Source organism: Paenibacillus sp. RU5M (genome assembly GCF_900221055.1).
In the GTDB taxonomy this organism is placed as follows: Bacteria; Bacillota; Bacilli; order Paenibacillales; family Paenibacillaceae; genus Paenibacillus; species Paenibacillus marchantiae.
Map to the genome: position 1 here is coordinate 22,650 of NZ_OBQM01000003.1, position 12,448 is coordinate 35,097.

The 12,448-nt window shown below is 47.6% G+C and carries 9 protein-coding genes; 8 read left to right on the forward strand and 1 reads right to left on the reverse strand.

All coding sequences use genetic code 11. The features are described 5' to 3' along the window. The first annotated feature begins 121 nt into the window (after positions 1-121). The 3 genes from CRO25_RS10825 to CRO25_RS10835 all read left to right on the forward strand — a co-directional run bounded on the left by CRO25_RS10825 (position 122) and on the right by CRO25_RS10835 (position 2,514). Positions 122-940, forward strand: a complete 819-nt coding sequence (locus CRO25_RS10825) for a methionine ABC transporter ATP-binding protein (RefSeq protein ID WP_079694969.1) — start codon at positions 122-124, stop codon at positions 938-940. Continuing rightward, the gene (locus CRO25_RS10830) at positions 927-1,598 is read left to right on the forward strand and encodes a methionine ABC transporter permease (protein WP_079694970.1); all 672 of its coding nucleotides are present in this window, start codon (positions 927-929) and stop codon (positions 1,596-1,598) included. Before CRO25_RS10825 ends, CRO25_RS10830 begins: the two co-directional genes overlap by 14 nt. A gap of 76 nt (positions 1,599-1,674) precedes the next feature. After that, the gene (locus CRO25_RS10835) at positions 1,675-2,514 is read left to right on the forward strand and encodes a MetQ/NlpA family ABC transporter substrate-binding protein (protein WP_079694971.1); all 840 of its coding nucleotides are present in this window, start codon (positions 1,675-1,677) and stop codon (positions 2,512-2,514) included. 133 nt (positions 2,515-2,647) lie between these two features. Here the strand turns inward: CRO25_RS10835 and CRO25_RS10840 are convergent, their stop codons facing one another. Next, positions 2,648-3,511, reverse strand: a complete 864-nt coding sequence (locus tag CRO25_RS10840; RefSeq protein WP_079694972.1) for a helix-turn-helix transcriptional regulator — start codon at positions 3,509-3,511, stop codon at positions 2,648-2,650. Between the two features lie 142 nt (positions 3,512-3,653). On the opposite strand from CRO25_RS10840, the gene fabF reads away from it, so the two are divergent. From fabF to CRO25_RS10865, 5 genes are all read left to right on the forward strand, one after another. Continuing rightward, positions 3,654-4,892 (forward strand): beta-ketoacyl-ACP synthase II, encoded by a 1,239-nt coding sequence (fabF, locus tag CRO25_RS10845; RefSeq protein WP_079694973.1) that lies wholly within the window; start codon positions 3,654-3,656, stop codon positions 4,890-4,892. A 306-nt stretch (positions 4,893-5,198) separates the two neighbouring features. Further along, positions 5,199-5,618 carry a hypothetical protein gene (locus CRO25_RS10850; RefSeq protein WP_079694974.1) on the forward strand — a complete coding sequence of 140 codons (420 nt, stop codon included), beginning with the start codon at positions 5,199-5,201 and terminating at the stop codon, positions 5,616-5,618. A gap of 26 nt (positions 5,619-5,644) precedes the next feature. After that, positions 5,645-10,630 carry a DUF4132 domain-containing protein gene (locus CRO25_RS10855; RefSeq protein ID WP_079694975.1) on the forward strand — a complete coding sequence of 1,662 codons (4,986 nt, stop codon included), beginning with the start codon at positions 5,645-5,647 and terminating at the stop codon, positions 10,628-10,630. 312 nt (positions 10,631-10,942) lie between these two features. Then, positions 10,943-11,401 (forward strand): acetyltransferase, encoded by a 459-nt coding sequence (locus CRO25_RS10860; protein WP_079694976.1) that lies wholly within the window; start codon positions 10,943-10,945, stop codon positions 11,399-11,401. A gap of 51 nt (positions 11,402-11,452) precedes the next feature. Next, a complete protein-coding gene (locus tag CRO25_RS10865; RefSeq protein ID WP_072735047.1) occupies positions 11,453-12,439 on the forward strand; it encodes a WXG100 family type VII secretion target in 987 nt (328 codons plus the stop codon). The last annotated feature ends 9 nt before the right edge of the window (positions 12,440-12,448 follow it).

The following is a 12,448-nucleotide window of genomic DNA, read 5'->3' on the forward strand; positions in this document are numbered from 1 at the left end:
ATGTCGAATGATGATTTATTATGAATAAACAGGATTGCTCGCGCTCCGGTTATCGGCTGTGCGGGCTTTCTTCATGTGTTCTTGAAGGACCATGTACGATCAATCGCAGGAGGAATCTCCCATGATTTCATTATACGGGGTAAGCAAGCGTTACAACGAGCGTGGGTCCCGTGAAGATCAGGGATTCGAAGCGTTAAGCTCGGTTTCTCTAGAAGTAGGCCAGGGAGAGATCCACGGCATTATCGGCTCTAGTGGTGCAGGGAAATCCACACTTCTGCGCATGCTCAATGGATTGGAAAAGCCTGATGACGGCGAAGTCATTGTGAATGGGCAGCATTTGACCCGGATGAGTGAGCCGAGTCTGCGTCAGGTACGGAGGTCCATTGGCATGATTTTTCAGCACTTCAATCTCGTCAGCAATCGAACGGTAAGTGGCAATGTCTGCATGCCTCTGGAACTCGCTGGCGTCTCTCGGACAGAGCGGGTTGCACGAGGACTTGAGGTATTGAGATTTGTCGGACTTGAAGATAAGGCCAACCAGTATCCTGCGCAGTTAAGCGGAGGGCAAAAGCAACGTGTTGCCATCGCCAGAGCACTTGCCAGCCGCCCGGATGTGCTGCTCTGTGATGAACCAACATCTTCGCTTGATCCGCAGACCACGAGTGGAATTCTGGATGTGCTGCGTCATGTCAATGAAACGCTGGGGGTAACTATTGTACTCGTTACACATGAGATGGAGGTTGCCCGAAAGCTCTGCGACCGGATATCGGTGATGAAAGAGGGACGGATCATCAAAACGCTGTCGGAAGCGGAAGTAAGAAGCATACCGGCACCGAAGCCTGATCTTTTAACATCCTTGTTGATGGGTGAAGATGTATCCATGAGCGGACGAAATACCTCTATTCATGGCGATCAGGAGGACCATAATGATGATACCTGAGTCCGTTGTGAAGTATCAGCATGAAATTTGGCAGGCCATCGGAGAGACGTTTGTCATGGTGGGGATCTCTATCACGGCAGCCGTGTTAATCGGGCTGCCTCTGGGCACACTGCTGTATTTGTTCAGAAAAGGGCAACGTTATCAGAATCGACCTCTGTTCACGATTCTGGGAAGTCTCGTCAACATCATTCGTTCCTTCCCGTTTCTGCTGCTAGTGGTATTTATGATTCCGTTCACACGTCTGATCGTTGGAACATCCATCGGGACGCTCGCAGCAACCGTGCCGCTCTCGGTCATCGCCATTGCGTATTACGCCAGACTGGTAGAACAGGCCTTGCTTGATGTCCCGAAGGGTGTGGTTGAAGCTGCTTCTTCCATGGGTGCATCGACCATACAGCTTGTGGTGAAATTCCTGTATGTGGAGGCCCGCTCAAGTCTTGTACTCGGCTTAACAACGGCAACCATCAGCTTTATCTCTTACTCTACGGTCATGGGTATTGTCGGTGGTGGCGGTGTTGGTGATTTTGCGATTCGTTACGGTTATCAGCGATTCGAGACGGAGATCATGGTATTTACGATTATCATTATGATTATCCTGGTACAGATGATCCAATTTACTGGCAGCAGACTGTCCCGCTGGCTCGATCGCAGATCCTGAAGAAGGACAAGCAGTGCAGAAAGATTGAATTACAGCATGAACAATACAGATTACATGATGAAGGGGTTTATATCAGATGAAAGCAAAACTAATGCTCATGCTGCTGGCAGTGACGCTCGTAGCAGCCGGATGCGGCAAAAAAGAAGAAACACCTGCGGCGGAAGGAAATAAGGAAAGTACTCAAGCCGGACAAGAAGTGACGTTGAAAGTAGCTACTTTGATTCCGCCAATGACAGATGTGCTGGATATTGTGAAACCATTGCTGAAAGAAGATGGCGTTAATCTGGAAGTTGTTGTACTTTCCGATAACGTTCAACCGAATACTGCACTGGCGAACAAGGAAGTAGACGCAAACTTCTTCCAGCACGTCCCTTACATGAATCAGTACAATGAAGCAAATAACGCTAATCTGGTGGCTGTGCAGCCGATCTACAATGCCATCTACGGAGCATATTCCAAGAAGTATAAATCCATTGAAGAATTGCCTGAAGGTGCAATGGTAGCGATTGCCAACGATCCGTCCAACATTGGACGCTCGCTGGTCATGATGGAACAGAACGGCCTGATCAAGCTGAAAGAAGGCGTCGGTTTTAATGCAACGCAAGCAGACATCACGGAGAACACGAAGAACTTCAAGTTCAAAGAAGTGGATCTGTTGATGCTGGCCCGCATGCTGGATGATGCGGATCTGGTTGCCATGACGCCAGCCTATGCGAGTCCGCTGGGGCTTACACCCAAGAAGGATGCGCTGTTCACTGAGAAGGATGATTCCCATTTTGCCATTACCTTGGTTGCGCGTGAAGATAACAAGGATTCGGAAGCCATTCAGAAGCTGGCGAAGCGTATGGCGGGTCCAGAAGTGAAAGCCTTCTTTGAAGAGAAGTATGCAGATATTGCGATCCCGGCTTTTAAATAACATCCGTTAATCTGCAACTGAAATGATTGTACAGACAGGTTCAAAACAAACAAACAAACATGAAGACCCAGGCCTCATCGCCCTGGGTCTTTTTTTGTTCATTTGTATTACGGAGTAAAGGAGAAGATCAGCATCAGCTTTTGTCTGAGTCGTGTTCTACCTTTGGCTCCATGAGGCGAATCAGTTTCCGCTCTGTAGCCGTGTCTGTTGCAGGTGTGTAGATACTGCACCGCAAATCGGCATTTCCCTGAACCTGGAGTGAGGTAAGATCAAAAAGCATTTTGCCAGCTCTGGAATGTCTGAATTCAATCAACACATCCGGGGCGCTGCTAACATTGCTTTGTTTCCAGAGGGGTTGAAAATCAGGATATCTGTCCATCATGTCATCCAAAAACAAGTTGTACCATTCATCATCGACATATTGACCGTAATAAGCACGGAAAATAGCCAGGAATCCGCTGACAAAATCCTCCCAATTGACGGCCAGCCTCCGAAATTCCTTTCGTTCAAACAACAAGCTGATCATGTTCCGCTGTTCAGCCGGAATCTGTTCAAAGTCCATAAACACATGCCGTGCTGCGTCATTCCAGCCCACAATGTGACAGCGTCGGTCTGAGATGATTGTGGGACAATTGCGAAGTTCCTGCAATATTTTCTGCAAAGAGGGATGAATTTGGAGTGGCTTCTCATCCAGGATATGAAGTTCCGAATGGTAATCCAAACCAAGGGAAAACAAATACTTCCGTTCATCTGCTGTCAGCCTGAGAGCTGAGGCGATGTTATCCAATACGGAATGAGATACCTGAATATCTCGGCCCTGTTCAAGCCAGGTGTACCATGTTGTGCTCACACCTGCCAATTGGGATACTTCTTCTCTTCTTAATCCAGGTGTTCTTCGCCGGGAGCCCGCGGGTAATCCGACGGATTCCGGCGAGATTTTGGAACGCTGGTTTTTTAGAAAAGCGGACAGTGCCTGTAGCCTGACATCATGGTTCATTCCATCACCTTCGTTCCTGAGTTTATCATGGTAGTCATTATACTATTATAATTGACAACTTGTAATAGGATAATACGAATGGCAATATAAGTGCATAACTTAACTAAACAAGTATGGAAAGAGCACTAAAGGAGGATGCATTATGGAACGTGTTGTTATCACTGGAATGGGGATTATCTCTCCTTTGGGGAATGATGTGCATACATTTTGGAATGGATTGGTGGAAGGCAAATCAGGAGTTTCGCCAATTGAAGCGTTTGATACAACGTCCTATAAAACGAAGATAGCAGGGGCAGTCCGTGATTTTGACGGAGAAGAACGGTTTGGACGGAAGGCAGCACGGCGTATGGACCCGTTCGTGCAATTTGCTATTGCGGCAGCAGATCAGGCTTTATCTGACTCCGGTCTCGAGATGGATCATGTGGACAGGGAGCGAGTAGGCGTGTATATCGGTTCTGGCATTGGCGGAATCCAGACCCTGATGGAACAAGGTAAACTCCTGTCTGAACGCGGGCCTGCAAGAGTCAGTCCAACACTGGTACCCATGATGATATCCAATATGGCGGCGGCTATGGTGAGCATGAGATTTGGCTGTTGGGGACCCACTCTCTCGCCAGTGACAGCCTGTTCGATCGGCAACACCGCGATAGGTGAGGCTTTCCGGCTGATTCGTCACGGTGGAGCAGACGTGATTTTTGCTGGAGGAACGGAGGCAGCTGTCACCGAAGTATCACTGGCAAGCTTCGGCAATGCGACGGCGCTATCTACACGAAACGAAGCGTACGAAGGAGCGAGTCGACCATTTGATGCAGGCAGAGATGGTTTTGTCATGGCTGAGGGTGCCGGGGTCTTGGTTGTGGAGTCTTTGTCCCACGCCCTTGCGAGAGGCGCAAACATCCTTGCGGAAATCGTAGGTTATGGCGCTAGTTCAGACGCGTATCATATGGTAGCAACCCATCCGGAAGGACGTGGTGCATACTTGGCCATGAAAGCCGCTCTGGCGGATGCACAGCTTCAGCCACATGAGATTGATGTCATTAATGCTCATGCTACCAGTACGGAAGCGGGTGATCTTTCCGAGACACGAGCAATTAAGCAGCTGTTTGGTGCGGAAGCTTATCATATTCCGGTAACAGCAAACAAATCGATGACCGGACATATGCTGGGTGCGGCTGGTGGGGCGGAAGCCATATCGCTCATTCAAAGCTTGCGTAGCGGCATCATTCCACCGACAATCAATCAAGAGCAGAGCGATCCGGAATGTGATCTTGATTATGTTCCCAACGTTGCAAGAGAAGCTGACCTGAAGATCGGGATGTCCAACTCATTTGGCTTCGGTGGTCATAATGCGGTCATTATTTTGCAGAAATATCCATCGTAAACTTACAGAGAGCAGTGACGCCCGAAGGCGCACTGTTCTCTTTTTATTTGCTGTGCGAAGACTGTTCCGGCTACGAAAGTGCAATAAAGGTCATTAGTTCGCTAGTTGCATGTAAACATGAGAAATGGCCCATGAATATGGTCGGGATATTCGTTAGAATATTCAATAGGGGCACATATGTACGTATATTTGAATGGATAACGAAATAGGCCGATGCTTAAGTTTGGCCCATTTTCCATGGTGGTATAGATATAAGGGCTGATAGAGGCTTCTTCTAACATAAAGCTATACATAGGAGGTTAAGCAGTGAACGTATGGATTACGGTGAAAAGTCTGGGTAAACGCAAGCCGGCACTTGCCAAACAAGCTGCCGAACTTCCGGAAACAACCGATACGCTGAGAAAGCTTATTAAGAACATGGTGGCTGAGCAGCTCAAGGCTCTTCAGGACAAGAAGAGTGAAGCGGAATGGCTTGCCTACCTGATGCCCGAAGATATTCAAGAACAGGGAGCAGCAGGAAAAGTAGGCTTTGGCACGATCTATAACGAAGGGGTTCCCGATGTAGAAGGCGCCATGGATACAGCTGTAACCGCATATGAAGATGGGTTATTTAAGGTATTTCTCAATGATGAAGAGTTGCAGGCATTGGATGAGCCGTTGATGATAAAGGAAGACGATAACGTGGTATTTATTCGCTTTACAATGCTTGCCGGGCGTCTGTGGTAGAGAGTGATGACGAGGAGGAAAATAGAATGAATCAGGAAGATAAAGTTCAACAGTATCAACAAGAGTTGCAGGAAAAAGTAAAATCGTTGAAGGGTGTGGAGCAGGAACTCGCAGGCTATGTTGCAGAGATGGCTGGATTCACCTATTTGCGCGAAGACGAAAAGGCCTATTTGGATGCAGAGCAGCAATTGAAACGTATGTCTGCTGAGACGAAAACTCCATTGTTCCGTCCATTATTGGATGTATTGGAGCAACTGGTCAGTAAATCCTTCTTGGCTCGGTTCCGTTACATTGCAGAACGTGCCGCGAATTTTCCTTATAGTAAACATTATGAGCGCAGACCATTTCGTACAACCGATCCCGAACAGCATATTGGACAGGTTCTTCGTAAAATGATTGCCTTGTTCCGTATGGAGATGCATGGCTTCTCTCTGAACGAATATGTATCCATTCGGGAGTACAAGTTTGATTATCTTCATGAGATTAGAGCCGTTTTACCGGATTGTATTGCCTATGAACTGGATCATGAAACCGGGGATATGAAGCAGGCGCTGCATGATATTATCTATGGCGACAATCAGAATGCATTGCTGACCACTGAAATGATCAAAGGTATCTTTATGAGTGATCAGGTGGATGCTTACCAGATGGTTGGAGAATTGCTGGTAGCAGCCAGACTGCAGGAGGGTTTGCGCCAGAGCATTGTGGAACGGATGGATGAAGGAACGCTTGAGGCGTATATATACATATTAAAAATAATCATCGACAACAACCTGATTCGGTTCAGTTCGGTAGTGAGAGCGCTCGCCGTATGGACAGGGATCGGAATTGAAGCGGCGAATCAGCGTGTTGCTGCGCAACTAATTACACAAGCACATCAAGCATTGACTGATCCTGCGGTGCGAGAGGAATGGCAGGAAAGCGCCAATGCAAACCAATTATTTATCAGTCTCTGGGCAACGGCAGTCATTGAAGAGAATGAGTTGGAGCGAAAAGTCATCCAGATCATGGATCACGGGAAAGTATATCAGCAGATTGTTGCACAATACGTACTTGCTAACAGTCAGAACAGAGGGCTGCGCTTAAACATGGCACGTCAGTATCTTGAAGTACAGGATCTGGAGTTGCTGCATTGGGTGATTGAGAATTATGATGCCATGTACATGTTTAACTGGAGCTTTGAAAATGGGGAGAATCAACGTAGTGTTCACGTCTGGCCGCTGTCTGTTTTTGAAGATAAAGCCGTGCGTCGGCGTGACTTTGATCTGTTTAAACAAATGCTGGCCTACATTCCGCAGGGAGGTGCAGGTGGGCCATCCGGTGTTCTTGAATTTGTTCAATATCGGATCGATCCGGATGATATAGTGAAAAAAATGCTATACCTTGCTGCGTATGACATGGACCCGGAATGGATTGGCGAGGTCATTGCGCTCAAAGACAAGCTAAGCCCGGATTTGCGAGGAGAATTGTTGTCCCAGTTTGTCCATCATCCCGAGAATGAAGTACAAAGACAGTTTATTTTTGACAGTCTGTCGGATAAGAGCATGAACAACCGTGAGAATGCTCTGCTCAAAGCCAAGCTGCTGACGCTTACGCTCGAAGAGATGCTGCAAATGGAGGCGTTGCTCAAACTGAAAACGGGATCGTTGCGTCAGAAGACCATTCAGGTGTTATTGCTTCAGCCAACCGATCAGCTGATGGTATCCCTGAAACGACTTGTACAATCCAAAACTGAACTGCAACGATTGGGTGCGCTGGAACTGTTGACCGAGATCTCCGCAGATCCACAACGCACGGAGCAGCAGGAGCAGATGCAGCCAATCATAGCGTTAATCAAGACTCCAACAGCCAAGGAGCAGAAGCTGCTGGACAAGCTTACAGAGCAGAGCAGCAGGTATACGGCGGCTAATGGATTCGGCCTGTATGATCCTTCATGGGAAAATCCACTGCTTCAGGAAGAACGTGATCTCGGGGGCTTCAAGCCGAAGGACATGTTTACCCTTTCCCTGGAAAAAGCGAAGCAGTTTCTTGAAGGGTTGGATGCGTTGCTACATGAGCACAGGGAATATGAATATGAGGCAGAATATTATGCGGGCTACAAAGAAACCTTGCTTGTAGGTGCGACATTGCGTGCTATGGTCTTCATTCCTTATGATCAGCGGCAAGATATAAAATTATTGGAGCAGTTCCCTCTCCATAACATATGGGGAGAATATGTTCAGAAGAGTGGTCTGGATAGTAAAGAACTGCTGCAAATTTTGTTTGCGATCCGTTTGGAGGATTTGAACAAGAAGTTGGATAGTTATTACCGTTACTACTCCACCATATACGAATATAGTGAGTTGGAGAAACACTGGCTGCTGGAAGGATGGCGCAAGGAATTTGCCGAAGAGGTCTATCCGGTTCAATATATCCAGGACATGAAAAAGATGGTCAGTGAGCTTCGTTACGCAGATCAGGTGAAAACGCTGATGGAGGCCGTTTATGAGGACAGTGATAAGTCAGATACATTTGAAATAGCTGAGCGGACACTCTATGCGCTGATGAAAATGATGCCTGAGGAACAAATGGAAAAGGAATTGGGCATGCTCGCTCTTTTGTCTGGCCCATGGTTCTATATTGTCCGGGATCGTGTATATGACGATAACAGTTTCATGCGATACTTCCAGACGCTAAGCCAATTCGACCGATTAAATAAGGAAAGTAACCGAGGTTCCTTCCTCACTCTGAACGATTACCTGCGTGCCTATGAATTGGACTTCATTGATGTACAGGAAGTCTACAAGCAGCTGCTTGTGGGAGAGTCTCGTGCCCTGTTTATTCGGGAATTGACATCCAGTCGGTCCGACTGGATTACGGAGAAACCGGTATTGGCAGAACTGCGAAGAACCGTTGTTGAACGAATTTTGGAGATTGAGTTGACCCGAGGAGAGCTTTCAACAGAAGTAAGTACGCTGGCCATGAAGCTTGAACGCATTGAAGGTATGGAGCATTGGGTGCATCTCGTTGCTGCCATGGATCAGGATACCTTTGTCCGTGGATATATCTACAGCTACGGTGACAATACGACACGTAAAGAAACGTTCAGCCATCTGATCCAGGTTTGCCATCCACGTGATGGAGAGGACGAAGTACTGTTGGGACAATTGCTGGCGAAGCATCCCATCCAGGAGAAGAAGCTCCTGGAAGCCGCAATGTACGCACCGCAATGGATGGAGATTGTTGCGAAGCATCTCGGATGGGAAGGACTGCGCAGTGCAGCCTGGTACTTCCATGCTCATATCAATGAACGGTTCACTGCTGAAAAGGAAACCATTGTGGCGCATTATTCTCCAATTTCACCTCAGGACTTTAACGAAGGTGCATTTGATATCGCCTGGTTCGAGGAGGCATATGAAGCCGTCGGTGAGGAACGGTTCAGTCTGTTGTACGATTGTGCCAAATATATCTCCGGGGGAGCCAATCACCGCAGATCACAGTTGTTCGCGGATGCGGCACTTGGGAAACTGAAACTTGAAGATATGCGTCAGTCCGTGGAAGATAAGCGTAATAAAGATCATTTGTTGACCTACAGCCTGATTCCATTTGCAGAAGAACGGGAACAGGACCTGCGTGAGCGGTACGACTTCATTCAGAAGTTTCTGATGCAGAGCAAACAGTTTGGTGCACAGCGCCGTGCCAGTGAAGGTCTGGTATCCCAGATAGCGCTGGGCAACCTTGCCCGTAATGCAGGATATGCCGATGTTACCCGGCTGATGTGGGATATGGAAGCTCGCAAGCTGGATGAGATGAAATCCTATTTTGAGCCGCATGAACTGGATGAGGCTACTACAGCCCAATTGGTCATTGATGAAGAAGGCCAGCCGGAACTACTCATCGTAAGCAAAGGCAAAACACTCAAATCTGTACCTGCTCGGTTCAAGAAAGATGGATACATCACCGAATTGAAGGAATTAAAAACAGATCTGGTTGATCAGTATCGCCGGGCAAGACAGGAATTGGAGCGTTCCATGACGGCAGGAACATCCTTTACGAGTGAGGAAGTTTCAAGTCTACTGCAGAATCCGGTTCTTCGTCCACTGGTTCGCACGCTTGTGTTCCAAGCAGATGACAAGCTTGGAAGATTCGATGTAACGTCCGGTGGGTTGGTTACTCCGGCTTCGGATGATTCGACAAGCACGATACAAACCTTGGCGGCACATGATCGCCTACTGATTGCGCATCCATTGCATCTGTTCCAGAGTGGAAGCTGGAGTGAATTCCAACGGGATCTGTTCAACCGTCAGGAACGTCAGCCATTCAAGCAGGTGTTCCGTGAACTCTATCTTCCAAATGAGGATGAGCTGGCTAATGGAACGGTATCCCGTCGGTATGCAGGTTATCAGATTCAGCCGAAAAAAGCAGTTGCTCTGCTTAAAGGACGTCAATGGACAGTCAGCTATGAGGAAGGACTGCAAAAGGTAAGCTATGAGCATAATCTGATTGCCAATCTCTATGCCATGGCAGACTGGTTCTCACCCGCAGATACAGAAGCGCCTACTCTGGAGACGGTGCAGTTCTATGATCGAAAAACGTATAAACCTGTTGCGTTGAAGGATGTACCGCCGGTCTTCTTCTCGGAAGTCATGCGTGAAATTGATTTGGTGGTTAGCGTTGCACATGTTGGCGGAATAGATCCGGAAGCCAGCTTGACCACGATTGAGATGCGTCATGTGATTGTGAATGAGTCACTGCGTCTGTTGAAGGTCGATAACGTACGTCTCGATGGAAATTACGCTCGAATTGATGGTGAACTGGGCGAGTATGCTGTTCATCTTGGCAGCGGCAATGTGTTCAAACAGGCGACGGGCGCGCTTCATATCGTTCCTGTGCACAGTCAGCATCGAGGCAGAATATTCCTGCCATTCCTTGATGAAGATCCGAGAACGGCTGAAATCTTATCCAAAGTGATGTTATTGGCTGAAGACAAGAAGATCAAGGATCCGCAAATCCTTGCACAATTGCAGCATTGATTAGTAATGTTGAATGATGCTGCAGCCAAGCGGCATTAGATTGACGATGCCGAGTGAACTTATCGAATATCAGGCAGCTAGAGCACCAGGGTCAAGGTGACTTTAGCTGCCTTTTATTTTCTGTTTTTTTGGTAAGGAATCCTTAAATAGCAGTAAAATTTGGCTCAAGATTGGTAATGGTGGGTACAGATTGAGTATTGGGCATGGTAAAATATAAATAGAGTTATATAAAATTTCATGTATTAACCAAGTCCAATCGCAGGATCGGATGTTTACATAATTGTTTTCTAGGAAAAGGAGAATACGTTGGACATGTTAATCACTTCATATCGTGAACAGGATCATGACAAGTTGGTCGAGATTTGGGAGAGAGCCGTTCGGGCAACACATACGTTTTTAGAAGAGCATCACATCCAGTTCTATAAAAAAGTAGTGAGCGACGTGTTGCAGCAAAGGCAAGTCGAGGTATGGGAAGCGCTGGATGCTGGCAATGAACCCGTTGGTTTTATCGGTTTGGATGATAACTTTATTGAGATGTTGTTTGTAGATGTCAGTCAGCACGGGCAGGGCCTGGGGCGTCTTCTGATCAACCATACCCTTAACATCAAAGGTCGTCACCTCAAGGTGGATGTCAATGAGCAGAATGCTGGAGCAGCCCGATTCTACGAGAAAATGGGATTTGTACAAATGGGTCGTTCCGAGTTGGATGGTTCCGGTAATCCGTTTCCGCTGCTGCATCTGGAGATCAAGGCAGATCAGGCTGCAAGATAAAGAACGGTGGACCACGAAATAGGAGGAATATGACGAAGAGGAGCGTGCAGGATGACACAGATTAAGGTAACACCGGAACAACTGGATACAGTCAGTGGGCAATTCGCCCAGGCACATCAGCAATTGTCGGAGTTTATGTCCACATTGGATAGCCAGATCCGTGTCATGCGCAGCAATTGGGACGGAATGGAGCGGGAGCGCTTTTATAACGATTATGCAACGGCCCAAGCAACAATGAAGTCTGTTCTTGAGCTGGTCTTGTCCATCCAATCCGAACTCAAGAAAATTGCCGAGCGTTTCCGCACCACGGATGAAGATGTTGTGAACAAGGCTCTTATGGTGGCTTTGGCTGCGGCACAGACTCTTACGTCCCTCGGTAAACATAAAGGTGATGGCTCGGGCAAAACGTCAGGTCCTCCGGAGAATATGGAGGATTGGGATAAGAAGGACGCCGAGGATTACAAAAACTATGAGGAAATGTTGAAGAAAGCCGAGGAAATGGGTGACGAGAAACTGGCGCAGCAGCTTCAGGCCAGCATGAACGTTATTCGGCTTCAATATGAGGACGAAATCTATCAAACCGATCCGAACACAGGCAAGACGGTGAAAATTACCGAGGATTCGATTGTAGGTACGTATCAGGTTAAAAGCGACAAGGGTGAAACGACCAGCATCAGCTTGGATAAACAGGGTAACGTCGTGGATTACAACAAGGATACGAAAAAATACGAGTATTGGGAACAAACCCATACGACCAGTCAAGGGGAGCATCTCTTTGGCAAAGGAGCACAAACGGCTACAGCTTATGGAATCGGCCTGCTGTTGACCAGCAAGAGCGGATCTGCCTTTACAGAACATGCGACAGGGCTCGGTTCCTCCTTTGTTGCGGACAAGTTCCTGTTCTCCGTGCCGGAAGAAGGCGAGACGCGTACGATGATCTACCGAACCAACAAGGATACAGGCAAAATCGAGAATATGATTGTGGTCACGCGTGGCGACAACGATATTGAATATATTCCGTGGCGTGAGTATAACTAAGCTACGGAG